The organism is Burkholderia pulmonis (genome assembly GCF_984667975.1).
On record NZ_OZ480187.1, the window covers coordinates 1,487,481 to 1,511,181 of the forward strand.

Here is a 23,701-nt window from a genome sequence, read left to right on the forward strand (position 1 = left end):
TGCAGTTGCGAGATTGACTATCATTCGCGCGTGCCGGTCAATCGGTCGATACCCGATCGATTGCGTCACCCGTCGCCGGTGGCTTAAGATCGGCATGAGTCCATCCCACGCTTTCAGCGCCCATGAAGAAGAGCATCAGCCTGCGGGTCGCCGTCATCGCGTCGGCCGTTGCCGTGTACAGCACCTACATGCACGTTCAGCAACTGATCAGCGGCTGCGTATGGGTCCGGGGCCATCAGCGCTGCAGTTTCGAGAACAGTACGAATTTCGAAGGCTGGATGGATCTGGACCTGATGATCACCTGTTGCTGGATCGCCGCTGCGGTGGTCGGCTGGATTGCCGTCGCGCAGGCCGCAAAGAAGCCGGGTTAGTCGCCACGTTTCGATACGAACGCGATCGCTGTCAATCCGTGACAACGATGAACGGCGCCGCGCAACCGCGCGCCGCGCCGGCGGGCCACGCAGCCCGACCCGTCAGAACCGCGTGCGGATGCCCGCGCCGTAGGTGCAACCGGTCGACAGGTTCGACACGTGGTCGTACAGATACCCCGCATACACGTCGGTGCGCTTCGACAGCGGATAGTCGTAGCTGACCGACGCCGTGCTGCGTGCCTGGTCGAGCGCGCTGTTGTCGCGCGAATACGCATACGACGCCAGGATCCGGCCGATACCGACCGGGATCGTCACGCCGCCCTGCAGCATGTTCACGTGAAAGTTGCCGCCCGCCAGCGTGTTGCCGAGATACGTGTATTCGCCGAACAGCTTCACGAAGCGCAGGTCGTACGATGCGCCGAGCTGCGCGGCCGTCTGGCTCCGGAAGCCGTTCAGCAGCTTGCCGAGATCGCCGGGCGCGGAACTGAAGTTCAGGTACTGGTAGACGGCTCCGATCGCGAGCGGCCCGCGCGTGAACTGCGCCTGCGCCGCGAATTTCTTCGCGCCGTTCTCGCCGGGCTGGTTGCCGAGCGCGTACATGGCCGCGCCGCTCAACCCGCTGAAGTCCGGCGTCGAATACTGGACCGCGTTGCTCCATGACGTGCCGCCCGGTACGCCCTGTTCGGTCGGGAAGCCGGGGTAGGTGCCGAGGCTGGAGTAGAGCTGCACGATCGTCGGCGAGAACGTGAACGACGCATAGAACGGGTTGAACTTCGCCGATTGCAGGTAGAGCAGGCTGCTCTGCCGCCCGAGCGCGAGTGCGCCGTACGGCGAACTGATGCCGACGTACGCGTTGCGCGAAAAGGTCGGGTCGCCGTCGAACGAGCCGAACCGGCCGTTCTGCGGGCGGAAGAAGCCTTCGATCGCGAATACGGCTTTGTAGCCGCCGCCGAGATCTTCCTGGCCACCGAATCCCCAGAACGACGTCGACAGCCCGCCGCCGCCCTGTTGCGCGGCGCCCGGGTTGCCGGGCACGCGCTGGTAGCCGGCCCATGCGTCGACGATGCCGTACAACTGCACGGACGATTGCGCGTGGGCGTGGGTCCCGAGCGCCAGCGCGGCGACGGGGGCGGCAAGACGAAACATCCGGTTCAGCGTGGCGAGGCAAATGCGGTTGATCGGCATGATGGGGTCTCTTCACTCTTTTCTGATGGCGAGCGCAAGCCGACGCCGCGCACGAAGCGCCGGTGCCGGAATGCAATGCGGGGGAGTGCGCGGAAGCCGCGCGTGAACCGGTGTGCGGCCGCGCCGCGACACCGGCCGGAGCGAACGCGCGCTAGTTGGGGCGGTGCGCCAGCGCGCGCCGCTGCAGCGATGCCGTCAGGCCTTTGGCCTTCCTGAACAGGAAGAAATAGAGCTTGATGTACTGCCCGACCAGGATCGCGTTCATGAACGTGCCTTCCCGGATGAATTCGGGCTTGCCGAGGAAGGCCAGGCCGATCGCCGCGCTGACGAGCAGCAGCGTGCAGTCGAAGCTCGTCTTGATGTCGCCCCAGCGCCAGCCGGTGCGCTCGAAGATCGCGTTGACGAACATGTCGATCGGCATCAGCACGAGGTTCGCACGGATCATCAGGAACAGGCCGAACGCGAGCAGCGCATCCGCGAACGCGAGCAGGCCCAGTTTCGGCAGGTAGTCCTGGAAGCCGATCGAGCGCGTGAGCATCAGGTTCAGGTCGAGGCAGCTGGCCAGCACGAACGCCGGGATCAGCGACGCCAGGTGCTTCACCCGGAAATCCTTGCGCAGGACCAGGAAGGTGAGGAACAGCATGAACAGCTCGAGCATGAAGTTGTACGTGCCCTGGCTCAGCGGCCGGTAGACGAGCGTCATCGTCCGCGTCAGGCTGCTTTGCGGCGAGATGCCGATACCGGCACGGATCGCGAAACTGATGCCGAGCGTGAGGATGTAGATACCGACGACATAGGTGATCCAGCGCCGGGTGAGGCTGCCGGTATCGATGACTTCCGCTTCCCTTGCATGGTGCGCCATGGTGGTCCCTTGGTTGTCTTCGTGTTGCCGCGCGTGTCGGGCGCCGGGTTGGCGGCGGCGCGATGCGCTGTCGTGGGGGCACGCATGAAGGTAACCGGGCGAAACTGCCGGTGCCATCCGCGCTTCCCATAGCCGGCGGGGCCCGTGGGCGCCCGCCGGTCGTCTCCTCCTGCGGGCCGGCGTCAGGCCATGAAACCGAAGCGGTCGAGCGAGATGAACAGGGTCAGCAGCTTGTTCACCACGGGTTCGCCCTCATTGCGGTTGCCGAGCGTTTCGAGTGCCTGGTCGATCGAACGGGTCGCGCCGAGCAGGTCGGAAAGGTTCATGTTCGCCATCACGCCGTAGATGTCGAGCGGCAGCACGGCCTTCACCGCGCGGTCGTCGGTCACGACGCAGCCGCCCACGTACGAATCGACCTGCCGCAGGCAATGGCACATCTCGTCGCTGTCGTGGCCGACCGCGACGAAGTACGCCTTCGGCGCCGGCCAGAACGTCGCCACCGCGCCGCGTTCGATCGACACGCCCTTGAACAGCCCGTTGACCACGTGGCGCTTGCCGTTCGCATAGCGCTGCACGACCGCGATGCGGTTGAGCGTGACGCCCGCCACCTCCGGCACGACCTTGCCGTCGCGGAACGGCACCCATACTTCCTGGAAGAATTTCTCGTGGCCGCGGCCGTACACGTCGAACAGGTAGACCTTCGCCTGCGTGCCGTCCTCGGACACCTCGAGCGGCACGAGATCCAGTTGCGCGGGCGTCAGGTCGCCGAGGCCGGGCACCGGTTGCTTCACCATGCCCGAGTAGTCGACGTCGGCCTGCTTCAGCAGCTTGCGGTCGCGGGCGACCAGTTCGCCGTCCTTGAACACGTAGCGCGGGTTGATCTTCGACAGGCTGTCGGTCAGCACGATGTCGGCGAAGCGGCCGGGCGTCAGCGAACCGAAGCGGTTGTCCATCCGGAATGCGCGTGCCGTGTAGAGCGTCGCCATCTTGATCGCCTGGATCGGATCGATGCCCATCTCGGCGCACAGCGACACGATCCAGTCCATGTGGCCCTTGGTCAGCAGGCGATCGACCGAGATGTTGTCCGCGCACAGCTGGAAGTTCTCGGACGGCCATTTCCGCTTGACGATCGCGCGCAGCATGATCTTGATCACCTCGGGGCTGCCGACGCCGAACTTGATCTGCGTCTGCAGCCCGTAACGCACGCTCTTCTCGATGTCGTCTTCCTTCCACACGTCGTGGTTCGCGAACGCGCCGATCGCCGGCATGTAGTTCAGCATCATGTCCGACAGCGCGGTCACGCCCCAGTGCGTGTTCATGAAGCCGCCTTTCGCGCGGCCCAGCGCCGATTTGCGGAAGTCGTCGTCGTTGCCGACGCTGTAGGTCAGGTGCGCGAGCTCGCCGAGGCCGATCACCGGGTCCATCTTCAGCAGCGCGTCGGTCACGTCGACCGACGTCTTCTTGCCGGGCGCGAACGCGAACACGCGATACGGCAGGCGTTCGTGATCGCGGAACAGCTGCTCGGTGGCCGGCACGGCCTCGGGGCCGGCCGCGCTGACGAAATCGAGGCATTCGGAGAAGATCGTCGTCGTGCCGCACGGCACGATCGCTTCGGCGAATGCGGCCGGATGCGCGAGCTGCGCATCGAAGTGGATGTGCGCGTCGATCAGCCCGGGAATCGCGTACAGCCCTTCGCCGTCGAACACCTCGCGCACGCGGATCGCGGTTTCGTCCGGGTTCAGCGCGACGATGCGCTTGTCGTACACGAGGATCGAGCCCTGGTAGACCGTCTCGCTGTGCACGTCGAGGATGTTCAGATTCTTAAGCAGGAGATCGGCTTCCTTCTTCCCGTTGAGAATGTCGAAAATCGCACGCACCTGGTCGTAGTGGGTGGCAACCTGGTCACGCTGTCCGGCGGTGCCGGCCGTTCTCTCGCTGACTGCTTGGTACATGACTTGTCTCGCTTTCATCGGTTGGTTTGAACCTGCTTTTTGCGCCGCACCAAACGCGGTCGCCGCAGCGTGCGCGTACCGGCCGGGCAGTGCCGTCGGCCCACGAACGCGACAGGAGTAATGAAAACCGAAGTCACCGTTTCTAAAAAGCAGCGTTTTCTGCGCGGAGCGTGCGCTTTTCGAGTACGCTTTGCCGACTCCAGGAGACCGGCGACCATGCTCCATTCACGATTGCTGCGCTATATCGACGAGGTCGCCCGGTGCGGCTCGATCCGCGCGGCCGGCGAGAAGCTTCACGTCGCGCCGTCCGCGATCAACAAGCACGTGCTGCTGCTCGAGGAGGAGATCGGCGAGCCGCTGTTCGAGCGCCTGCCGCGCGGGCTGCGGCTGACGCCGGCCGGCGAGATCCTGCTGGCCCACGTGCGCAGGACGATGTCGGAGTACCGGCAGGTCGAGGCCGAGATCCGCAACCTCAACACGCTGCAGAAGGGCGAGGTGATCATCGCGACGGTCACCGGCCTCGCTAGCGGCATCGCGTCGACGGCGGCCGTGAATTTCTGCGCACAGCATCCGCACGTCAAGATTTCGATTCGCGTGATGTCGGTGCGCGAAATTGCCGATGCGCTCGCCAGCGGCGAGGCCGACCTCGGCCTCGGCTTCAACCTGCCGCCGTCGCCGCAGCTCGAAAGCCTGTGGGAAATGGATACGAGCCTCGGCGCGGTGATCTCGCCGACGCATGCGCTCGCGCGGATGGAGTCGATTCCGCTCGCGTATTGCGCGTCGTATCCGCTGATCTTTGCCGATCGCGCGATGCTGATGCACGGGATCGTCGCCGATACGTTCGAGGAAGCGGGGATCGACGTCGAGCCCGCGTTCCGCACCAATTCGATCGAGACGATGAAGCGGCTCGCCGCGGCCAGCGAAAGCATCGCGTTCCTGAGCAAGTTCGACATCGCGGAGGAATACCGCCAGGAGAGCCTGACTTACCGGCCGATCCGCGATCGCGCATTCAGCCGCAACGTACTTGCACTCGTGCGCCGCGAAAAGCACGGCCGGGGGCTCGCGAGCCTGCTGCTGGCAGAGGAGATCATGACGATCCTCGGCGAGATGAGCGGTTGAGCGACGCATGTGCGACGGGTTCGCGCACGTCGACTGTCGTTGTGTTTTGCCCGTCCGTGCCGGGATAATGATCCGGCATCGCGCGTGCCGCGCGACGGGAGGCTCCCATGCAATTTCCGACGGGATCGGTGGTCGCGCTCAGCTCGGCCGCCGCGACGATGTTTTCGATGGGGATGCTGTTTCTCGGCTACTGGGGCCTGCACGAAGCGCTGCCCTGGCGCTTCGGCGATTACGTCGTGATCCTGCCCGCGCTCACCGGTTTCGCGTGCCTCGCCAGTGTGCCGTTTCTCGCGACATCGCCGATGAAAACGCCCGATGACGAGTCGCGGATGTTCGTCGCGCGGCGCGTGTTTCTGTGCGGGGCGGGTGCGGTGTGGTGCGCGATCGTCGCGTCGCTGTTCGCGTGAGAGGTTGAGGCCGCCCCGACACGCGCGACGCGGCGCAACCCGACGATTTTTCCGGCGATTGCGCCGCGGACGGTTACGCGTCGTGATCCACGAAGACCTTGTTGGCGCCTGCCTTGTACAGCCGCTTGCCGAGCCTCGGGTAGTCGCACACGTCGTGTTCCGGGCGATCGCCGGCGACGATATACACCAGCGGCAGCGTGCCCGTATTCACCATCGTATGCGCGGGGCCGCCGCGCGGGAATCCCATGAAATCTCCCGGGCCGACCGGGCAGGTATGGCCGTCGATGGTGGCCTCGCCGATTCCGGACAGCACGTAGACGCATTCTTCCCCGTACAGATGCCGGTGATATTCGGTCGATTCGTGCCCGGGCATCAATGTCATCAGATGGAAGCCCAGTTGTGTCAACCCGGTCGCGTCACCCAGGGATCGCTTCAGGCGCGCGGCATTCGCGTTCAACGGATGGACGGAATGCTCCGGCGCCATTGCCGTGATCTCGGCGGCGGTCAGGATTTCTCGCGGATTGTTCATCGTCTGTCTGGTCCGGGGGGCGGGGCGCCGGTGGTGCCGATGGCGGGGTTGTCGGGGAGGTATCGACGATAGCACCGTTGGGTGCGCTCGAAGGAGGGCGACGACGTGCCCGGCTATTTGCCGCGCGATGCTACGTAACGCCGGATTCGTGTTACGCGTGAATTACAGGAACGTAAGGTGTGCGTGCACCGATCGAGCGGGCGACGGTGCCGGGCGTCGCTCGCAGGGACGGCGCGAGCCGGTGCGATGGCCGGATCGTCAGCGGTCCTGATGGCGATGGCACGGTAGATGCTTGTTGGAATGATCGAGCTAAAAAACGGACGGGGACTTCCATGCACAATCATTTCATCAACGCGAATGTCGCGCTCGCGGCCATCGCTGCGGCGTGCGCGCTGGCGGCATGCGGCGGCGGCGACATGACGGCGCCGACGCTGCCGGGTAACAACATCGGGACGAGCACGAGCGGGACCAGTGGCACGAGCGGTAGCAGTGGCACGAGCAGCAGTGGCACGAGCGGTAGCAGTGGCACAAGCAGCAGTGGCACAAGCAGCAGCGGCACGAGCAGCAGCGGCACGAGCAGCAGCGGCACAAGCAGCAGCGGCACGAGCAGCAGCGGCACAAGCAGCAGTGGCACGAGCAGCAGCGGCACAAGCAGCAGTGGCACGAGCAGCAGCGGCACAAGCAGCAGCGGCACGAGCAGCAGTGGCACAAGCAGCAGCGGCACGAGCAGCAGCGGCACGAGCAGCAGTGGCACGAGCAGCAGCGGCACGAGCAGCAGCGGCACAAGCAGCAGCGGCACGAGCAGCAGCGGTTCGAGCAGCGGCACGCCGGGTACGAACGGCATCATCAGTTCCGTCGGTGGCGTCGTCATGGCGGCGGGCACGACGATCACCGGCGTGACGCCCCCCGTCGGCAAGGACGTGACGGCCGGGCTCGGCAACACGGTCATCGGCGCCGGCACGATGATTCGCGATACCTCCAACGCGGTGAGCAACGGTATCGGCCAGATCGGCTTTGCGACGAACCCGGTCGGCACGACGGTATCGGGCCTCGGCACGATCGTCAGTTCGACCAGCAACCCGGTCAACGGCCTCAGCGAAACGGTGAAGGCGCTCGGCTCCGGCCCGCTGTCGCCGCTCGCGCCGATCACGGCCCCGGTCGGCGGCCTGCTCGACACGGTGGCCGGCGGCCTGAATTCGGGCGGCGCGATGCTCGGCTCGGCCCTGTCGTCGGGTCCGGTCCAGCAGGCGACGCAGGCGATCAGCACGGCGATCACGCCGCTCGTGACGACGGCCGGCCAGCTCACGCAACAGGTCGGCACCGCAACGGGCCTTGGGCAGCCGGTCGCGGGCCTGCTCGGACAGGTTGGCGGGGCGATCACGTCGGCCGGATGGAAAGTGACGTCCGCCTCGCCGCAGCCGCTCGTCGGCGCGGTCGGCACGCTCGTCCGTGCGGTCGGCAACACGGTGACCAATGCGGGCGGCCTCGTGAATCCGGGCGGCGCGAACGGCGCGGTGCCGATCGCCGGCCTGGTGACGAGCGTGGTCGGCGGCATTCCGGCGACCGTGCACGACGGCTCCGCGACCGGTACGGGCGGCGGCTCGCCGCTGGGCAGTCTCGCGAATCCGCTCGCGCCGGTGACGTCGCTGGTGGGCGGCCTGCTCGGTGGTGCGGTCGGCAAATAGCCGATCGATACCGATCGTACACAGGCAACGGGCCGAACGGCCGGTGACGGAGGATCGACACCGGCCGTCGCCGTCAGACGGCGATGAAATCCCGGCGCGCTACCGGCGCGGGTCGTCGAGCTTCGACGGCGGCCGCGCCAGCCCGCGCGCCGGCAGCGGCGTCGACATCACGATCGACGTGCGTGTTTCGCCATACAGGTTGATGCGTTCGATCAGCTGTTCGAGATGGATCATGCTGACGGCGACGAACCGCATCACGTACGAATCCGCGCCCGTCACGTGATGGCATTCGACGACTTCGGGGATCGTCTCCAGCAGCTTGAGGAACTTCGCTTTCGCAGGTTGCGGCACCGTGATGCCGATCAGCGCGCTCACCGGATAGCCGGCCGCGGCCGGATTGATCCGCGCCGTATAGCCTTCGACGACGCCGGCCGCTTCGAGGCGCTTCACGCGCTCCGTCACCGCCGGCACCGACAGGTGAACCTGGCGCGCGAGCTCCGTATAGCTGACGCGGCCGTTGGCCTGCAGCAGCGACACTACCTTCCAGTCCAGATCGTCCATCGCGGCGGGAGTTTTTAAGGTGGAGTCACCATTTTTCCTTAAAAACCGCATTCAGCGGTGACGGGACTTTCCCTACGATGCCTGTTCAACCCGTGGATGTCTCGAGGAGCAGGCGATGCTGTTCATCAAGTCCGTCGTGATGGGGCTGTCGATCGCGGTGCCGGTCGGCCCGATCGGCATGCTGTGCATTCAGCGCAGCCTGAGCCGCGGCTTTCGGGCGGGGTTCGCGACGGGCATCGGCGCCGCGTGCGCCGATGCGATCTACGGGCTGCTCGGTGCGCTCGGCATCGCGGGTATCGTCACCGCATTCCCGATGCTGACCGTCGGCCTCAAAATCGGCGGCGGCGCGTTCCTGGTGTGGCTCGCGTGGACCATTGCACGTCAGGCGCCGGCCGCGTCGGCGGTGCAACGCGACTTGCCGCGCACGACCGTGCTGCGCGATTTCCTGACGACGTTCGGGCTCACGCTGTCGAACCCGATGACGATCGTGTCGTTCGTCGGGATCTTCGCGGCGCTCGGCCCGCTGTCGGGTGCGCGGGACGGGGCGATGTGGCCGGCCGTGGCGTGGATGGTCGCCGGCGTGTTCATCGGTTCGGCTACGTGGTGGCTGTGTCTGAGCAGCGCGACCGCCGCGCTGCGCACGAAACTGTCGCTCGCGTTCATGCACGGGCTGTCGCGCGTGTCGGCGGCTGTCGTCGCGATATTCGGCGCGATCCAGCTGGTCGCGGGCGTGCGCGGGCTGATCTAGCCGCGTGGTGCGGCGCGTGTCGACCGGATCGTGTCGACCGTCGTCCGGAGATGGATGAGCAGCTCGACCATCACCGTTTTTCGAAAGTACTGGTTCAGTCGCGTGCTGACGACGATATCGGACGGCAATGCCTCGATCGCACGCCGGACCGACAGCAGATCGTCGGTGAGCCGTGTCAGCGCATCGGGATGCCGTGTGTCGAGCGCCACGGCGATTTCGTCCGGCCAGAGGCCGAACGCGTCGATGCCGCAGCATCCGGCGACGCAGCGGGTCTCCAGCACGTCGATCAACGGCATGACGGCTGCCAGATGCGGGTCGACATCGGCCGCACGCGCCAGGTCGCCGGTTAACGTGCCACATGCGATCCAGCGATCCTGACCGATGCCGATATCGTTCTCGTGCGCGTTTCCGTTCATCGCCGGCTCAGTTCAATGCCGGCAGATGCGCATGCACGAAGCGCGCGATTTCCTGGCTCAGCTCGATATCCTCCGGGGCCCCCATGAACCCGCCATGCGGCATTCCTTCGAACACGTGCAGCTCGGTCGGCACCTGCGCGCGCCGCAACGCGCGATGCAGGCGGACGGCGTTCGACAGGAACAGGTCGCGCGTGCCGCTCTGGATGAACGTCGGCGGGAAGCCGGCGGTGAAATCGCCGAACAGCGGCGACAGGTAAGGATGCGCGAGATCGGCGCCGTTCGCGTACAGCAGGTTGTTCTGCATCAGCGGCGCGGGCAGCACGACATCGACGAGCCGGTTGGTCTCGAAACTGTCGCCGGATTCCGTCAGGTCGGCTTCCGGCGACAGCAGCACGAGCGCGGCCGGCAGCGGCAGGCCTTCGTCGCGGGCGCGCAGCACCATCGCGGCGGCGAGGTTGCCGCCGGCCGAGCGGCCGCCGATGACGACGTTTTCCGGCGCGTGACGCGCCAGCACGTACGCATAGGCGGCGATGCAATCGTCGAGCGCGGCCGGATACGGGTGTTCGGGCGGCATCCGGTAGTCGATGCCGTAGCAGCGGACGCCGAGCCGGTCGGCCTGCATCTGCGCGCCGGCGCGGCATGCGGCGCCGCCGCCGACGACCAGCGCGCCGCCGTGCAGGTCGATGTACGCGGATTCGCCGGAAACCGCTGCTTCGGGCGTGGCGACATGCACGTCGGCATGGCCCACGCGGATCGTCTCGACGCGCGAGCGCAGATGGCCGGCGAGCTGCTCGACCGCGGCCGCGTAATGCGCATCGGCAGCGGCCTTCACGCGCATCCACGCGTCGACGTCGTCGGGGGCCGGCATCACGTGCAATGCGTTCAGCGGCACGCCGTCGGCGCCGGTCAGGCGCTGCAGCGCGGCTCGCGCCTCGTCGCTGATCGAGGTCGGGAAGGGCACGACACGGCTCGGCAGGGCGACGCCGTCGGGTTGGTCTTTCATCGCTTGAATTCCGTTCGGCGCGTCATGCAGGCGACGGCCAGTGGCGCAGCATCACGTCGAGCGCATCGAGGCTGCGCGCCCACGACGCGTCGGAATCCGGCGCGCTGTGCGAGAAGCCGCCGGCGCCTTCGAGCGTCACGTAGCCCATGAAGAAGCCGCCGAGCAGGCGGATCGCGTGTGCCTGTTCGGCGTCGGGCAGGTCGTAGCCGCGCAGCACGGCGGCGGTCATCCTGACGAGCTGCCCGCCCGCGCTCCCGGCGGCGCGCTCGGCGCTCACCGGATGGCGCGCGGCCGCAAAGCGGCCGGGGTGCACGCGCGCATAGTCGCGATACACGTTCGCGAGCGCGGCGAGCGCGTCCTTGCCGGTGCGGCCGGCCAGCGCGTCGGCGGCGCGATCGGCCAGCTCCTGCAGCGCGAACAGCGCGATCCGGCTTTTGAGATCGTCGAAATTCGGGATATGGGAGTACAGGCTGGCCAGCCTGACGCCGAAGTGCCGCGCGAGCGCGGCGCCGGTGAGCTGCTCGAAGCCGGTTTCATCGGCGAGCTGCGCGCCGGCTTCGACAAGCCTGTCCACGGTAATGCCGGCACGTGCCATGACGGATGCTATGCGGGTTAGTCAAAAAACTAATTCTATTAGTTTTTGCCGCGATGTCAATTTCCCGCACGTGCCGGCCAGGTCGGCCGGTGTCGGCGCCCGCGACGCAGGCGCCGGTGTTCCGGATCGTCAGAACGTGTAGCTGACCTTGCCGAACGCGGTGCGACCGAGCGTGTTGTAGCCGTACGCGGTCATGTACTGGCGATCGAACAGGTTCGACAGCGTGGCCGATACCGTCAGGTGCGAATTGATCCGGTATGACGCGCGCAGGTTCACGGTCAGGTACGACGGCAGGTACGTCGTGTTGGCCGGATCGTCGAACGTCGTGCCGCCGTAGTTCAGCGACGCGCCCGTGCTCAGCGCGTGCAGGTGCAGCTCGTCCCACGTGTGGTCGACGTTCAGGCTGACCGTCTGGCGCGGCCGGCGGTTGAGCCAGCTGTCGTTGGTCTCGTCCTGCGGATCGAGGAGGCCGATCGCGACGCTGACCGGCGTGTACTGGCCGATCGTCCCCTTGTACGACAGGTCGACGCCGCGAATATGCGCACGGCCGATGTTCATCGGCGAGAACGTTGCCGGGTTGTACGCGATCAGGTTGGAGACGCGCGTGTCGTAGATCGCGGCCGTGAACGTGCCGTACGACGTGTTCGCATCGAGCGCGGCCTCGACCGTGTTGCTGCGTTCCGGGCTGAGGTTCGGGTTGCCGTAGCCGGGGTAGTACAGGTCGTTGAAGGTCGGCAACCGGAACGCATTGCCGTACGACACGCGCGCCGTGTAGACCGGCGTGATCGCCCACGACAGCGCCGCGTTGCCGGTATTCACCGACTGTCCGGCGATGATTTCGTGACGGCCCGCGAGGAACATCGTCACGCTGCCGAGCGTGGCCGACTGATGCAGCGAGAACGCGGAATCGTTGCGCGTCGGCACGCCGCTCGGAATGTCGACCGGCAGGAAGGCCTGTTCGCGCGTGAAGTCGTACGCGAGCTTCGTTTCGCCGGACAGCGGCAGGCCGAACAGGTGGAACCCGTGTTCCTGGTGCGTCAGCGACGTCGACGTCGTGATGCGCTGCGAGTTGATCTGGTCGGTCGGGATGGTCGGATTGCTCGCATACAGGAACGCCCGATCGTTCGCATAACCGAACGACTGGTCGAACTGCGTATCCGGCGTGATGTCGAGATGGAACGCGATGCCGGTCGTCAACTGGTGATCGAGTTGACGATCCGCGCCGCCGAGGTTGTCGTAGGACAGGTCGGAGCGGTGATACAGCGCGAACGTCGAGACCGACCAGTTGTCGCGTGCGTAGCCGAGGCGCGCATCGAGATCCTGCGCGTGATACGGATTGCGGCCGTCTTCATGGCCGTACGCGTACGGTCGCGTCGCATCGATGCCGGCCGTGTTGTACGAGTGCAGGCCGAGCGAGTAGGTGAGGCCGCCGAGCGCCGCTAGCGGGCCGGTCGACGGCACGGTGCCCGACGTGCGCAGTTGCGTGTCGAACGTCTTGTTCGAGCCGCCGCCGAACGACACGGTGGTCTGGTTCGGCTGGCTGGAGGCGCGGCGCGTGAAGAGCTGCACGACGCCGCCCATCGCATTCGCGCCGAACGATGCGGCGGCTGGCCCGGAGATCACTTCGACGCGTTCGAACGCCTCGGTCGGCAGGTCGGCCCACGGCGCGATGCCGGTGGTCGACGAGCCGATCCGGATGCCGTCGATGAACACGGCGACCTGGCTGGCCGACGAGCCGCGAATGCTGACCGACGCGGACGTGCCGGGGCCGCCGTTCTGCGAGATGGTCACGCCGGGCAGCGTCGCGAGCGCCTGCGTGATGCTCGGGTCGCTCGGCGACAGCCGGTCGAGGTCGGTTCGGGTGAGGACCTGGGTCGTCGCATAGCGACCGTCGAACGATTCGGGCAGCCGACGCGTGTCGGTCACGGTGATCGTCGGCAGGTCGGCGCCGTCGGTTGCCTGCGACGGCGGTGCAGGCGCGGCGTCGCCGGCGGCGTGGGCGAGGGGCGCGAAAAGTGCGGTCGCGGCGGACGTGGCAAGGAGGTGTCGAATCTTCATGAGGCTGTCGTTGTTATCGGTCTGCGCGTGCGGCAATCGTGAGCAGGCAGTGCCGGTATCGTCATCGGTGGTCTATCGTGCGGCCGGGCCCGGCGGGCAGTCGCCGCGGGCGTCGCTGCGGCGCATGCCGGCAGACGCGATCGGTTCGGCGTGGCATGGGCGCGCGGGCGGGCCGTGCATGCCGGCGGCGTGCCGGCGCAACTCTTCCGGTGCGGAAGCGGATTCGGTAACGATGAACATCGGGCGGATCCTGAGGTCGGGCCGTCCATGCAACGGGCGACCGCCAACGGCGGTGCCGGGCGCATCGGGACACCCCGCCCGGTGCGGCTGCTTGGACCTCGGGTCGATGGCAGGTCTCCTGGCTCGCGGGTCGCCATCCGTGCGGGCCTTCCCGGTTTCCCAGTGGCATGCAGTGGCACGGATTCGCCGCTCACAGTTGCGGGGGCAGCCGCAGATTCGAGGCGTTGCCTCTCCTGCGTTCCCTTTTGATCCCGTCTCCGGGAACCATCAGCGCGCAAGGGTAATGGCGTGCGCTCGGGCGCGTCAATCGCCCGGTTGCGCGAGGATGCGAAAAAACGTCATTGGCGGGCAATCGCTTTCGAAATTCTGTCTTTTATGCGCCCGGGCCGCATTTCACGTCTGACGAAACCGGCTGGCCGGATGTCGCGCCAGTGCGCCGGAACCGGCTCGGCGCGATGCCCGTCCAGCGCACGAACGCGCGCCGGAATGCCTCTTCGCCGCCGAAGCCGAGATACGCGGCCACGCGTGTAATCGGCCAGTCCGTCTCGTGCAGGCAGTGTCGCGCCGAGTCGGCCAGGCACTGCTCGCGCAGCACGTGATAGCCGCTGCCTTCCGCCGCCAGCCGCCGCCGCAGCGTCGCCTCGCTGACGCCGAGCCACGCGGCCAGCTCCGCGAGTGCCGGCAGCGCCTGTTCGCGCGCAAGCGCCGCATCGAGAAAGCCGCGCACCTGCTGCGCCCAGGACACGACGGCCGGCGCCGCATCGATCAGACGAAACGGGAAATCGACGAGGAATGCGTCGAGTTCGCCCGGCTGGCGGATCACGCGGCAATCGAGCAGCGCCGCATCGAACGCGAAGCCGTAGGTCGAGCGGCCGACGTCGACCGGTGCGTTGAACAACCCGAGCAGCGGCATCGCGTCGTCACGGCGTGGATGGCCGAGCCACACGTCGGTCGGCCGCAGCGGCTGCCCGATCAGCCAGCCGAACAGCTGCAGATAGCAGAACAGCCCGGTCAGGTCGACGAGGCACGCAGCCGGGCTGCGCGTGCGGCGCAGCGAATCCATCCGGAACGTCGCGCGTCCTTCGCGCACCGCGAGCGACAGCCCGCCGGCGCGCGGCGTCAGCATCTCGCAGAAGTCGCGCGCGCAGCGGATCGCGTCGGCGAGCGTCGCGCAGCTCAGCAGGCAGCGGCACATCAGGTCGACTTCCTGCTTGCGCATCGGCGGATGGCCGTTGCCGCGCGCGACCTGCGCCTCGAGCCGCTCGATCGCGTCGCGGTACAGCGCGACGAAGCCGCCCGGCGCCGTCTCCGCTTGCGGTGGTTGTGCCGCGCGCTCGGCCGGCGGCGCGCCGCTGCGCGTGAGTTCGCTCAGCAGGCGTGCGCCGAGACCCGGCAGCACGCGTCCGCTCGCCGGCAATACACGCTGTTTCATGAGTCTCCCGATCTGATCGCTGCGACAGGGGCCGGTGAGCGGGCCGGTAGGGGTTCGTGAGCCGCGTCCACGCAAGAATGCTATCCACGCCGGCCGCCTTCGGCCTCGCCGGAACGGCGTAGGCCGGCCACCCATCCCGACCCGAACGACCACGGACGACACGCGAATGATCCAGATCGTAGACGAAATCACGCTCGCGCCCGAGCGCATTCCCGACGTGCTCGCGCTGCTGCGCGACCGCTACCTGCCGGGCCATGCGGCGCGCGGATTGACGGCGGCCGGCCGCCGGGTGTCGCCGCCCGTCGCGGTGCCGGGGCAGCCCAGCACGCTGTGGCTGACGTGGCAGGTCGACGATGCGCATGCCTATTACCGGATGCGCGCGTTGACCGACGGCGACGTGGTTGCGTTCTGGATGGCGGTCGACGGGCTCTGCGACGCGCGCCGCCGCCATGTGATGGCGGACGCCGATGCGCCGCTGCCCGCACTGACGGAGGTCGACCATGCGGCATGACACGGCCCAGGTATTCGCGTCGGCGGATCGCGACGCAGAGGCGGTCGAGCACGCATTGCGCGAGGCGGCGCAGGCGCTGCCGGGCGCGAAACGCGTGACGCTCGCGCGCAATCTGGAAGGCTGCTGGGGCGCGGGCGACTACACGCTCGACGTGCTGCGCGATGAACGGTCGCGCGATTCCCCAGTCGATTTCGCCGGTTTGGCGCATCTGCCGGGCATCGCCCGCATCGACGGTGCCGCATGCCGTGCGATCGGCGGCGGCCTGCGCGAGCCCGCGTTGCGCGACGGCATCTGGCGCACGCTGATGTTGCGCGTCCGTCCGCAGGCAAGCGCGGCACAGGTCGCCTCGCTCGAGCACGAACTGCTGCGCATGCCCGCGTTCATGCCGGGCATCCGCAACTGGCGCCTGAACCGGATCGACACGCCCGGCGCATGGACGCACGTGTGGCAACAGGAATTCGCGCAGGTCGGCGATCTGCTCGGCGAATACCTGCTGCATCCGTATCACTGGGGCTGGGTCGATCGCCGGTTCGACGCCGAGAGCCCCGACTGGACGGTCGACGCGATCTCGCATGCGTTCTGTCCGCTCGCCTCGAGCCTGCTGGCCGATACGGCGGCGTGACGCGCCGCACGCAACACCCCACCGACAACATCCTGGAGACACGAAGATGCGAGCGCTTCTGATCGACCGCGTCGGTCATTCCGACGCCTTGCGGCTGGCCGACGTGCCGGCCCCGCAGCCGGGCCCCGGCGACGTGCTGATCCGCGTCGCGTACGCGGGCGTCAATCCCGCCGACTGGAAATGCCGCGAAGGCTACCTCGGCGCGTTCATGCAGTACACGTTTCCGTTCGTGATCGGCTTCGACGCCGCAGGTGTCGTCGAAGCGGTCGGCGACGGGGTCGACGGGTTCGAACCGGGCATGCGCGTGTTCGCGCAGACCGACGTCGGCGCGGGGCGCTGGGGCGCGTATGCCGAATACGTCGCGGTACGCCACGACTCGATCGTGCGGCTTCCCGACGCGGTGGGCTTCGCGGAAGCGGCTGCAACGCCGACGCCCGCGCTGGCCGCGTGGGCCGGCCTGTTCGACGACGGCGGGCTGCGTGCCGGGCAAACCGTGCTGGTGCACGGCGGCGCGGGCGCGGTCGGCACGTTCGCGATCCAGCTGGCGGCGCAGGCCGGCGCGCGCGTCGCGGCGACCTGTTCGGCGCGCAACCGCGACGCGGTCGAAGCGCTGGGCGCGGAGATCGCCATCGACTATCGCGCCGGGAACATCGCCGCGGCCGCAAGCGCATGGGTGCCCGGCGGCGTCGACCTCGTGCTCGACGCGGTCGGCGGCGACTCGCTGCCCGGTGCGCTCGACCTGCTCGCGCCGGGCGGCACGCTCGTGAACATCATGACGCTCGCGGCCGGCGATGCCGAACGGCTGGCCGCGACCGGCGCCGAGGCCGCGCGTCGCGGGCTGCGGGTCGCGCTGACCTACAGCCGGATGCCGAGCGGCAACACGCTCGCGTCGATCGCCGAACGGCTCGGCCGGCGCGCGCTGCGCGTGCCGCGCTTCGACAGTTTCCCGCTCGTACAGGCGGCCCGCGCACTCGATCTCGTTCAAACGGGCGAGGCGAAAACCAAGCTCGTGCTGCATGTTGCGGATATCGCGGGCTGAACGACACGCATCGAAATGACTGGAGACATCATGACCGACACCCGAACCCGGATCCTGGCCGGCAAGTGCGCGCTGGTGACGGGCGCGAGCCGAGGCATCGGCCGCGCGATCGCGCAACGCCTTGCATCCGAAGGCGCGACCGTCGTCGTGACGGCGCGCAGCCTTACGCAATCGGCGACCACCGCCGGCACGCTTGCCGAAACGGTCGCGCTGATCGAGCAGGCCGGCGGCCGCGCGATCGCACTGGCGGCCGACCTGTCGAACGCGGCCGAGCGCGACGCGCTCGTCGGACGCGCGGCGCAGGCCGCGGGCGGCCTCGACATCCTCGTGAACAACGCGGGCGTGGCCGACTACGCGTGCGTCGACGCGATGCCGATGACGATGTTCGACACGACGATCGAACACTATCTGCGCATCCCGTTCGCGCTCGCGCAGGCCGCGATCCCGCTGATGCGCGCACGCGGCGCCGGCTGGATCGTCAACGTCGGCTCGGTGACGGCGCTGCCGCCGCTGCGGCCGTTCGACGATTTCTCGCGCGCGGGCGGCGCGACCGTCTATGCGGCGGTGAAGGCCGCGCTGTCGCGCTTCACGCAGGGGCTCGCCGCGGAGCTCGAAGCCGACGGCATCGCGGTGAATCTCGTCGCGCCGAGCACCGCGATTCGCACGCCGGGCGCGGCGCGCTACATCCCCGAAGGCTATCCGACGGAGGACGTCGCCTATCTCGCCGAAACCGCGCTCGCGCTGTGCAGCCTGCCGGCGCGCGAGCGCACCGGCCTCGTCACGCACAGCCTGCATTTTCCGCTCGCGCAGCAGCTCGCGGTGCGCTCGCTCGACGGCAGCACATCGTTGCCGCCGCCGGTGATTCCCGCTTACGCGCATCCCTGCATCGACCCGACAGGACACTGACAGACATGACGAATCCGATTCGCTTCGACGGCGGCACCGCCGTGATCACCGGCGCGGCCAGCGGCATCGGCAGCGGGCTCGCCCGCCATGCCGCCGCGCTCGGCATGCGCGTCGTGCTGGCCGATCTCGATCCGGCGAAACTCGATGCGTTCGCCACGACGCTCGATACCGACGTGCTGTGCGTGCCGACCGACGTCAGCCGGCCGGAAGCCGTCGACGCGCTGGCCGAGGCCGCATGGCGGCGCTTCGGTGGCGTCGACCTGCTGTTCAACAACGCGGGCGTGATGGCGACCGGTTTCAGCTGGGAAATCACGCCGGAACGCTTCGAGCGCAGCTTCGCGATCAACGTGCACGGCGTGCTGAACGGCATCCGCAGCTTCGTGCCGCGGATGCTCGAGCGCAACGTGCCGGCGCGGGTCGTGAACACCGCGTCGGTCGGCGGCTTCCTGCCGAGCCCGCTGATGTCGCCGTATTCGGCGACGAAATTCGCGGTGGTCGCGCTGACGGAATCGCTGTACGGCGAACTGAAGATGCTCGGCGCGCCGGTCGGCGTGTCGCTGCTTGCGCCGGGCCCCGTGCAGTCGGGCATCTTCAACGATCCGTTCGGCGCCGCGCACGACCGGCCCGAGGTACAGGGTTTCGTCGACACGATGCGCTCGATGCTGAACGCGCACGGGCTCACGCCCGACGCGTTCGCGGAGCGGGTGTTCGACGGCATCCGCGCGGGGCGCTACTGGCTGATTCCGCAGCCGGAGACGATCGACGGCGCGCTGCAGCGGCGCACCGACGACATCCTCGCCGCGCGCGATCCGTCGCTGCCGTCGTTCTGAACGCCGGCGGCCGGGTGCGGCGGCAGCGCCCGGCGCGCGCCGTCACATGTGCGTGCCGGCGTGCGTGCGGCCGCTCGGTTCGCTGTCGCGATCAGGCGGCGTATTGTTCTGATCGATCTTCGCGAGCACGAAGCCGGCGGGCGGCAATGCGCCCGGCGAACGGTGGGTGACCTGCGCGACGGCGTCGTGCGGCGAGGCGGCGGGGAAACCGGACGACGTCACGCCCGGTTGAGCGAACGCCGAAAGGGAAGCGGCCGCCAGGGCGGCGGCGACGATCGCGTGCGTATTCATGGTGGCTCCTTCACGACTGACTGCGGGACAACTCAATCAGTCTAGGTCGCGAAACTTAATGCGGCGTGAAGGAGCGAGGGCGCGCAGATGACAGGATATTCATGCGCGCCGCGCCGATCATGCCGGCGCCGACACCAGCGCGCAGAAGTTCTCGAGATCGACGTTGCCGCCGCTGATCACCACGCCGACGCGCTTGCCCTGCAGCGTGTCCTTCATCCGGCGCACGGCGGCGAACGACAGGCAGCCGGTCGGCTCGACGACAATCTTCATACGAGTAGCGAAGAAGCGCATGCAGTCGACCAGCTCCGCATCGGTCGCGGTCAGGATGTCGTCGACGTCGCGGCGGATGATCGGGAACGTCAGGTTGCCGAGGTACTGCGTCTGCGCGCCGTCGGCGATCGTGCGCGGCGTGTCGATCCGGACGATCGCGCCGGAGCGGAACGATTGCTGGCCGTCGTTGCCGGCTTCCGGTTCGACGCCGTACAGCGTCGCATGCGGCGATAGCGCGCGCGTGGCGAGCGCGGTGCCCGACAGCAGCCCGCCGCCGCCGAGCGGCGCGAACACCGCGTCGAGCGGGCCGATTTCGTCGAACAGCTCCTTGGCCGCCGTGCCCTGGCCGGCGATCACGTCCGCGTGGTCGTAGGGCGGGATCAGCGTGAGCCCGTGCTTTTCCGCGAGATCGCGCCCGATCTGCTCGCGATCCTCCGTATAGCGGTCGTAGGTCACGACGTTGCCGCCGTAGCCGCGCGTCGCGGCCATCTTCGCGGCCGGCGCGTCCTGTGGCATCACGATCGTCGCGGGAATGCCGAGGATGCGTGCCGACAGCGCGATTGCCTGCGCGTGGTTGCCGGACGAGAACGCGACGACGCCGTGGCGGCGCTGTTCCGCGTTGAAGCGCGACAGCGCGTTGAACGCGCCGCGGAACTTGAATGCGCCCATGCGCTGCAGGTTCTCGCACTTGAAGAACACCTGTGCGCCGAGTGCGGCGTCGACCGTTCGCGACGTCATCACCGGCGTGCGGTGCGCATGGCCTTCGAGCCGGGCCGCAGCGGCGGCGACGTCGTCGTACGTGGGGAGAGTCGGAGAGTTCATGGTTGCTCGAGGATCGGAAAGGTCAGTCAACTGGAAAGCCGCACGGCGGCATCACTTCGCATCGTTGTAGACGGTCGCGCGCGAGACGCCGAGATGCTGCGACACGATTTCCATCGCGCGGCGCACCTCGAGAAAGCCGTCGGCCTTCAGCGTCTGCATCAGCTCGCGGCGCTGGTCGGTCTTCAGCTCGCGCGGCGTCGTCGCGAGGCGTGTGGCGAACGCGTCGATGCGCTGCCGGATCGCGTCCGCGCCGGCCGGGTCGAGCGTGTCGACGACGGTCTCGCCGTCCGTGCGGCAGAACTGGTTCAGCATGCCCTGGAAGCCGCGGAACAGCGTGACGTCGGCATTCAGGCACAGCGCGGCCACGTAGCGCCCGGTCGAATCCTTGATGCCGATCGACGTGCTTTTCGCGGTGCGGCCGTCGGCGAAGCGGTTCGGGTAGTTCGCGAGCACCTGCGGGAAATCGTCGTCGGCGATGCGCGCGAGGCCGAGCTCGGTCGCGGGATCGCCGACCGCGCGCCCGGACAGGTTGTTGTGGATCGCGAGGATCGCGTGCTCCGGCGTGCGCAGGTCGTGCACCACGACCTCGGTGAACGGCGCGAACATCTCGCCGAGCCCTTCGGCGATGTGCTGCACCTGTTCGATCAGCGATGCCTGCTCCGACAGCAGCGGTTTGCGGTTCGCGCTCATGCGTTGTCCTGGTCCGTCGTGTCCGGCCGCGTGATGTCGGCCAGCAACGGGCGCGCGATCCGCACGTAGTCGGCCGAGTCGAGCACGACCGAGCGGTCGAGACGGCCCGCGTTGAACGCGATCTCGGCGTTGCGCTCGACCAGTGCGGGATCGACGACGAGCGTCACGTTTTCGTCGAACACGAACGGCGGCACGGCGCCCATCACGCAGCGCGTGACGGCGGCCGCGACGTCCGGCGACGCGAGCGTCGCCTTGCGGCGGCCGACGGCATCGGCGACCTTGCGGAAGTCGATCTTCAGGTGGCCCGGGATCACGGCGAGCGCAGTGGTGCCGCCGCCGTCCCTGAACGTGCAGAGCATCGCCTTCGCCCCTTGTTCGGGGCGCGTGCCGCGGATCGCGGCGATCACGTCGGATTTGCCTTCGGCCGGATGTTCCAGCACGCGAAAGCGCGCACCGGACGTATTCAGCAGATCGCACAGCGTGTCGAAAACGGGGGTGTCGTTCATGACGCTCCAGGCAGGAGGGGCGCATCGCGGCGCACGTGACGCGAGCATGCCGGCTCGCTGTCGATGGATTGTCCAAGTATAGACGTTTTGTCATGCGATGGGGCAGGTCGAGGCGCCGCCCCCGGCTGTCTCCAACTGCGAAAGGCCTTTCCACATTGCGAAATGCGTGCGGAATTCCCGCCGTGCGACCTTCCCGCCGCTTGAAAACTTGTTTTGCATCGCAAAATCGCTTTGCTATCTCATTGAAAAACAAGGAAAATTTATATCTTATGTCTTATATAAGACTTGACCGAAAGCGCGCCGGACAGGATTAATATTGAGTCCATGCAGTTCGCTTCGTCACACGAGGCGGGCAGGCTGAACCCTTTACTCAAATGCGCTTCGTTCCCAGGAGATAGACATGTCCCAATATCAAGACGACATCAAGGCAGTGGCTGGCTTGAAGGAAAACCACGGCAGCGCGTGGAATGCCATCAGCCCCGAGTACGCCGCTCGCATGCGTGCCCAGAACAAGTTCAAGACCGGCCTGGACATCGCGAAGTACACCGCGAAGATCATGCGCGCCGACATGGCCGCGTACGATGCCGATCCGGCCAAGTACACGCAGTCGCTGGGTTGCTGGCACGGTTTCATCGGCCAGCAGAAGATGATCTCCATCAAGAAGCACTTCAACAGCACCGAACGCCGCTACCTGTACCTGTCGGGCTGGATGGTCGCCGCGCTGCGCTCGGAGTTCGGCCCGCTGCCGGATCAGTCGATGCACGAAAAGACGTCCGTCAGCGCGCTGATCCGCGAGCTGTACACGTTCCTGCGCCAGGCCGACGCCCGTGAGCTGGGCGGCCTGTTCCGCCAGCTGGATGCCGCGCAGGACGCCGCTGCCAAGGCCGCGATCCAGGACAAGATCGACAACCACGTGACGCACGTCGTGCCGATCATCGCCGACATCGACGCCGGGTTCGGCAACGCGGAAGCGACGTACCTGCTGGCCAAGCAGTTCATCGAAGCGGGCGCCTGCTGCATCCAGATCGAAAACCAGGTGTCGGACGAGAAGCAGTGCGGCCACCAGGACGGCAAGGTCACCGTGCCGCACGAGGATTTCCTCGCGAAGATCCGCGCGATCCGCTACGCGTTCCTGGAGCTGGGCGTGGACGACGGCGTCATCGTCGCCCGTACCGACTCGCTGGGTGCCGGCCTGACCAAGCAGATCGCCGTGACGGCCAAGCCGGGCGACCTGGGCGACCAGTACAACGCGTTCCTCGATTGCGAAGAACTGTCGGCCGACCAGCTGGGCAACGGTGACGTCGTCATCAAGCGCGACGGCAAGCTGCTGCGTCCGAAGCGCCTGCCGAGCAACCTGTTCCAGTTCCGCGCCGGCACGGGCGAAGCGCGTTGCGTGCTCGACTGCATCACGTCGCTGCAGAACGGTGCCGACCTGCTGTGGATCGAAACCGAAAAACCGCATATCGCGCAGATCGGCGGCATGGTCAGCGAGATCCGCAAGGTGATCCCGAACGCGAAGCTGGTGTACAACAACAGCCCGTCGTTCAACTGGACGCTGAACTTCCGTCAGCAGGCGTACGACGCGATGAAGGCGGAAGGCAAGGACGTGTCGGCCTACGACCGCGCACAGCTGATGAGCGTCGAGTACGACCAGACGGAGCTGGCCGCGCAGGCGGACGAAAAGATCCGCACGTTCCAGGCCGATGCAGCGCGTGAAGCAGGGATCTTCCACCACCTGATCACGCTGCCGACGTACCACACGGCTGCGCTGTCGACCGACAACCTGGCCAAGGAATACTTCGGCGACCAGGGCATGCTGGGCTACGTGGCCGGCGTGCAGCGCAAGGAAATCCGCCAGGGCATCGCCTGCGTGAAGCACCAGAACATGTCCGGTTCGGACATCGGCGACGACCACAAGGAATACTTCAGCGGCGACGCAGCGCTGAAGGCGGCGGGCAAGGACAACACGATGAACCAGTTCTGATCATCGTCGGACCCGAAGCACAACGCCAGCCCCTCGGGGCTGGCGTTTTTTTTATCCGCTCGCTCCT

The 23,701-nt window shown here is 67.4% G+C and carries 25 protein-coding genes and 1 riboswitch; of the genes, 11 read left to right on the forward strand and 14 right to left on the reverse strand.

Going from position 1 to position 23,701, the window contains the following annotated elements; translation table 11 throughout:
- Positions 1-122: 122 nt before the first annotated feature.
- Complete coding sequence (locus AC5LXK_RS23420; protein WP_493393852.1) at positions 123-371, forward strand: hypothetical protein; 249 nt, start codon at positions 123-125, stop codon at positions 369-371.
- A gap of 102 nt (positions 372-473) precedes the next feature.
- Here the strand turns inward: AC5LXK_RS23420 and AC5LXK_RS23425 are convergent, their stop codons facing one another.
- The 3 genes from AC5LXK_RS23425 to AC5LXK_RS23435 form a co-directional block, all read right to left on the reverse strand.
- Complete coding sequence (locus AC5LXK_RS23425; RefSeq protein ID WP_493393853.1) at positions 474-1,556, reverse strand: porin; 1,083 nt, start codon at positions 1,554-1,556, stop codon at positions 474-476.
- A 151-nt stretch (positions 1,557-1,707) separates the two neighbouring features.
- Positions 1,708-2,418 (reverse strand): YczE/YyaS/YitT family protein, encoded by a 711-nt coding sequence (locus AC5LXK_RS23430; RefSeq protein ID WP_493393854.1) that lies wholly within the window; start codon positions 2,416-2,418, stop codon positions 1,708-1,710.
- Between the two features lie 182 nt (positions 2,419-2,600).
- On the reverse strand, positions 2,601-4,370 hold the full coding sequence (locus AC5LXK_RS23435) for an adenine deaminase C-terminal domain-containing protein (protein WP_493393855.1): 1,770 nt from the start codon (positions 4,368-4,370) through the stop codon (positions 2,601-2,603).
- A 216-nt stretch (positions 4,371-4,586) separates the two neighbouring features.
- Between AC5LXK_RS23435 and AC5LXK_RS23440 the strand changes: the two genes are divergently transcribed.
- Positions 4,587-5,489 carry a LysR family transcriptional regulator gene (locus tag AC5LXK_RS23440; RefSeq protein WP_493393856.1) on the forward strand — a complete coding sequence of 301 codons (903 nt, stop codon included), beginning with the start codon at positions 4,587-4,589 and terminating at the stop codon, positions 5,487-5,489.
- 107 nt (positions 5,490-5,596) lie between these two features.
- A complete protein-coding gene (locus AC5LXK_RS23445; RefSeq protein WP_493393857.1) occupies positions 5,597-5,896 on the forward strand; it encodes a hypothetical protein in 300 nt (99 codons plus the stop codon).
- A gap of 73 nt (positions 5,897-5,969) precedes the next feature.
- Here AC5LXK_RS23445 and AC5LXK_RS23450 read toward each other — a convergent pair whose 3' ends face one another.
- A complete protein-coding gene (locus tag AC5LXK_RS23450) occupies positions 5,970-6,425 on the reverse strand; it encodes a cupin domain-containing protein (protein WP_493393858.1) in 456 nt (151 codons plus the stop codon).
- 332 nt (positions 6,426-6,757) lie between these two features.
- Between AC5LXK_RS23450 and AC5LXK_RS23455 the strand changes: the two genes are divergently transcribed.
- Positions 6,758-8,110, forward strand: coding sequence for a collagen-like triple helix repeat-containing protein (locus AC5LXK_RS23455; protein WP_493393859.1), 1,353 nt, complete (start codon positions 6,758-6,760; stop codon positions 8,108-8,110).
- Positions 8,111-8,209: 99 nt separating this feature from the next.
- Here the strand turns inward: AC5LXK_RS23455 and AC5LXK_RS23460 are convergent, their stop codons facing one another.
- Positions 8,210-8,671 carry an Lrp/AsnC family transcriptional regulator gene (locus tag AC5LXK_RS23460; RefSeq protein ID WP_493393860.1) on the reverse strand — a complete coding sequence of 154 codons (462 nt, stop codon included), beginning with the start codon at positions 8,669-8,671 and terminating at the stop codon, positions 8,210-8,212.
- Between the two features lie 115 nt (positions 8,672-8,786).
- Between AC5LXK_RS23460 and AC5LXK_RS23465 the strand changes: the two genes are divergently transcribed.
- Positions 8,787-9,419 (forward strand): LysE family translocator, encoded by a 633-nt coding sequence (locus tag AC5LXK_RS23465; RefSeq protein WP_493393861.1) that lies wholly within the window; start codon positions 8,787-8,789, stop codon positions 9,417-9,419.
- Here AC5LXK_RS23465 and AC5LXK_RS23470 read toward each other — a convergent pair.
- The 5 genes from AC5LXK_RS23470 to AC5LXK_RS23490 form a co-directional block, all read right to left on the reverse strand.
- Positions 9,416-9,835, reverse strand: coding sequence for a DUF6331 family protein (locus AC5LXK_RS23470; RefSeq protein ID WP_493393862.1), 420 nt, complete (start codon positions 9,833-9,835; stop codon positions 9,416-9,418). The two genes, AC5LXK_RS23465 and AC5LXK_RS23470, sit on opposite strands and share 4 nt — an antisense overlap.
- A 7-nt stretch (positions 9,836-9,842) precedes the next feature.
- Positions 9,843-10,838 (reverse strand): alpha/beta hydrolase, encoded by a 996-nt coding sequence (locus AC5LXK_RS23475; protein ID WP_493393863.1) that lies wholly within the window; start codon positions 10,836-10,838, stop codon positions 9,843-9,845.
- Between the two features lie 22 nt (positions 10,839-10,860).
- Positions 10,861-11,433: a TetR/AcrR family transcriptional regulator gene (locus AC5LXK_RS23480; RefSeq protein WP_493393864.1), complete on the reverse strand. Its 573-nt coding sequence runs from the start codon at positions 11,431-11,433 to the stop codon at positions 10,861-10,863.
- A gap of 129 nt (positions 11,434-11,562) precedes the next feature.
- Positions 11,563-13,491: a TonB-dependent receptor domain-containing protein gene (locus AC5LXK_RS23485; protein ID WP_493393865.1), complete on the reverse strand. Its 1,929-nt coding sequence runs from the start codon at positions 13,489-13,491 to the stop codon at positions 11,563-11,565.
- Positions 13,492-13,822: 331 nt separating this feature from the next.
- Positions 13,823-14,015: riboswitch (cobalamin riboswitch) on the reverse strand.
- 89 nt (positions 14,016-14,104) lie between these two features.
- Positions 14,105-15,163, reverse strand: a complete 1,059-nt coding sequence (locus tag AC5LXK_RS23490; RefSeq protein ID WP_493393866.1) for an AraC family transcriptional regulator — start codon at positions 15,161-15,163, stop codon at positions 14,105-14,107.
- 166 nt (positions 15,164-15,329) lie between these two features.
- On the opposite strand from AC5LXK_RS23490, the gene AC5LXK_RS23495 reads away from it, so the two are divergent.
- From AC5LXK_RS23495 to AC5LXK_RS23515, 5 genes are read left to right on the forward strand one after another with little or no spacing between them, the layout of a single operon-like run.
- Positions 15,330-15,674 carry a hypothetical protein gene (locus tag AC5LXK_RS23495; protein WP_493393867.1) on the forward strand — a complete coding sequence of 115 codons (345 nt, stop codon included), beginning with the start codon at positions 15,330-15,332 and terminating at the stop codon, positions 15,672-15,674.
- Entirely contained in the window at positions 15,664-16,296 is a 633-nt protein-coding gene (locus AC5LXK_RS23500; protein ID WP_493393868.1) for a Dabb family protein, read from the forward strand. The genes AC5LXK_RS23495 and AC5LXK_RS23500 overlap by 11 nt, the downstream gene beginning before the upstream one ends.
- A 46-nt stretch (positions 16,297-16,342) precedes the next feature.
- Complete coding sequence (locus tag AC5LXK_RS23505; RefSeq protein ID WP_493393869.1) at positions 16,343-17,335, forward strand: NADP-dependent oxidoreductase; 993 nt, start codon at positions 16,343-16,345, stop codon at positions 17,333-17,335.
- 30 nt (positions 17,336-17,365) lie between these two features.
- On the forward strand, positions 17,366-18,241 hold the full coding sequence (locus AC5LXK_RS23510; RefSeq protein ID WP_493393870.1) for an SDR family NAD(P)-dependent oxidoreductase: 876 nt from the start codon (positions 17,366-17,368) through the stop codon (positions 18,239-18,241).
- A gap of 5 nt (positions 18,242-18,246) precedes the next feature.
- Positions 18,247-19,071 (forward strand): SDR family NAD(P)-dependent oxidoreductase, encoded by an 825-nt coding sequence (locus AC5LXK_RS23515; RefSeq protein ID WP_493393871.1) that lies wholly within the window; start codon positions 18,247-18,249, stop codon positions 19,069-19,071.
- Between the two features lie 42 nt (positions 19,072-19,113).
- On the opposite strand, the gene AC5LXK_RS23520 is transcribed toward AC5LXK_RS23515, so the two are convergent.
- From AC5LXK_RS23520 to AC5LXK_RS23535, 4 genes are all read right to left on the reverse strand, one after another.
- Entirely contained in the window at positions 19,114-19,362 is a 249-nt protein-coding gene (locus AC5LXK_RS23520; RefSeq protein WP_493393872.1) for a hypothetical protein, read from the reverse strand.
- 117 nt (positions 19,363-19,479) lie between these two features.
- Complete coding sequence (locus AC5LXK_RS23525; protein WP_493393873.1) at positions 19,480-20,454, reverse strand: threo-3-hydroxy-L-aspartate ammonia-lyase; 975 nt, start codon at positions 20,452-20,454, stop codon at positions 19,480-19,482.
- Positions 20,455-20,505: 51 nt separating this feature from the next.
- Positions 20,506-21,144, reverse strand: coding sequence for a helix-turn-helix transcriptional regulator (locus AC5LXK_RS23530; RefSeq protein ID WP_493393874.1), 639 nt, complete (start codon positions 21,142-21,144; stop codon positions 20,506-20,508).
- Positions 21,141-21,650: a YbaK/prolyl-tRNA synthetase associated domain-containing protein gene (locus AC5LXK_RS23535; RefSeq protein ID WP_493393875.1), complete on the reverse strand. Its 510-nt coding sequence runs from the start codon at positions 21,648-21,650 to the stop codon at positions 21,141-21,143. Before AC5LXK_RS23535 ends, AC5LXK_RS23530 begins: the two co-directional genes overlap by 4 nt.
- A 400-nt stretch (positions 21,651-22,050) precedes the next feature.
- Here AC5LXK_RS23535 and AC5LXK_RS23540 point away from each other — a divergent pair, with 400 nt between their 5' ends.
- Positions 22,051-23,634 (forward strand): isocitrate lyase, encoded by a 1,584-nt coding sequence (locus tag AC5LXK_RS23540; RefSeq protein WP_493393876.1) that lies wholly within the window; start codon positions 22,051-22,053, stop codon positions 23,632-23,634.
- Positions 23,635-23,701: the final 67 nt, after the last annotated feature.

Excerpts from the sequence above, each read along its gene's own strand:
- AC5LXK_RS23430 (WP_493393854.1), bottom strand. The coding sequence starts at position 2,418 with ATGGCGCACCATGCAAGGGAAGCGGAAGTCATCGATACCGGCAGCCTC.
- AC5LXK_RS23525 (WP_493393873.1), bottom strand. The coding sequence starts at position 20,454 with ATGAACTCTCCGACTCTCCCCACGTACGACGACGTCGCCGCCGCTGCG.
- AC5LXK_RS23420 (WP_493393852.1), top strand. The coding sequence starts at position 123 with ATGAAGAAGAGCATCAGCCTGCGGGTCGCCGTCATCGCGTCGGCCGTT.
- AC5LXK_RS23535 (WP_493393875.1), bottom strand. The coding sequence starts at position 21,650 with ATGAACGACACCCCCGTTTTCGACACGCTGTGCGATCTGCTGAATACG.
- AC5LXK_RS23425 (WP_493393853.1), bottom strand. The coding sequence starts at position 1,556 with ATGCCGATCAACCGCATTTGCCTCGCCACGCTGAACCGGATGTTTCGT.
- AC5LXK_RS23445 (WP_493393857.1), top strand. The coding sequence starts at position 5,597 with ATGCAATTTCCGACGGGATCGGTGGTCGCGCTCAGCTCGGCCGCCGCG.
- AC5LXK_RS23485 (WP_493393865.1), bottom strand. The coding sequence starts at position 13,491 with ATGAAGATTCGACACCTCCTTGCCACGTCCGCCGCGACCGCACTTTTC.
- AC5LXK_RS23505 (WP_493393869.1), top strand. The coding sequence starts at position 16,343 with ATGCGAGCGCTTCTGATCGACCGCGTCGGTCATTCCGACGCCTTGCGG.
- AC5LXK_RS23440 (WP_493393856.1), top strand. The coding sequence starts at position 4,587 with ATGCTCCATTCACGATTGCTGCGCTATATCGACGAGGTCGCCCGGTGC.
- AC5LXK_RS23540 (WP_493393876.1), top strand. The coding sequence starts at position 22,051 with ATGTCCCAATATCAAGACGACATCAAGGCAGTGGCTGGCTTGAAGGAA.
- AC5LXK_RS23450 (WP_493393858.1), bottom strand. The coding sequence starts at position 6,425 with ATGAACAATCCGCGAGAAATCCTGACCGCCGCCGAGATCACGGCAATG.
- AC5LXK_RS23435 (WP_493393855.1), bottom strand. The coding sequence starts at position 4,370 with ATGTACCAAGCAGTCAGCGAGAGAACGGCCGGCACCGCCGGACAGCGT.
- AC5LXK_RS23530 (WP_493393874.1), bottom strand. The coding sequence starts at position 21,144 with ATGAGCGCGAACCGCAAACCGCTGCTGTCGGAGCAGGCATCGCTGATC.
- AC5LXK_RS23480 (WP_493393864.1), bottom strand. The coding sequence starts at position 11,433 with ATGGCACGTGCCGGCATTACCGTGGACAGGCTTGTCGAAGCCGGCGCG.
- AC5LXK_RS23470 (WP_493393862.1), bottom strand. The coding sequence starts at position 9,835 with ATGAACGGAAACGCGCACGAGAACGATATCGGCATCGGTCAGGATCGC.
- AC5LXK_RS23460 (WP_493393860.1), bottom strand. The coding sequence starts at position 8,671 with ATGGACGATCTGGACTGGAAGGTAGTGTCGCTGCTGCAGGCCAACGGC.
- AC5LXK_RS23495 (WP_493393867.1), top strand. The coding sequence starts at position 15,330 with ATGATCCAGATCGTAGACGAAATCACGCTCGCGCCCGAGCGCATTCCC.
- AC5LXK_RS23475 (WP_493393863.1), bottom strand. The coding sequence starts at position 10,838 with ATGAAAGACCAACCCGACGGCGTCGCCCTGCCGAGCCGTGTCGTGCCC.
- AC5LXK_RS23515 (WP_493393871.1), top strand. The coding sequence starts at position 18,247 with ATGACGAATCCGATTCGCTTCGACGGCGGCACCGCCGTGATCACCGGC.
- AC5LXK_RS23500 (WP_493393868.1), top strand. The coding sequence starts at position 15,664 with ATGCGGCATGACACGGCCCAGGTATTCGCGTCGGCGGATCGCGACGCA.
- AC5LXK_RS23465 (WP_493393861.1), top strand. The coding sequence starts at position 8,787 with ATGCTGTTCATCAAGTCCGTCGTGATGGGGCTGTCGATCGCGGTGCCG.
- AC5LXK_RS23520 (WP_493393872.1), bottom strand. The coding sequence starts at position 19,362 with ATGAATACGCACGCGATCGTCGCCGCCGCCCTGGCGGCCGCTTCCCTT.
- AC5LXK_RS23490 (WP_493393866.1), bottom strand. The coding sequence starts at position 15,163 with ATGAAACAGCGTGTATTGCCGGCGAGCGGACGCGTGCTGCCGGGTCTC.
- AC5LXK_RS23455 (WP_493393859.1), top strand. The coding sequence starts at position 6,758 with ATGCACAATCATTTCATCAACGCGAATGTCGCGCTCGCGGCCATCGCT.
- AC5LXK_RS23510 (WP_493393870.1), top strand. The coding sequence starts at position 17,366 with ATGACCGACACCCGAACCCGGATCCTGGCCGGCAAGTGCGCGCTGGTG.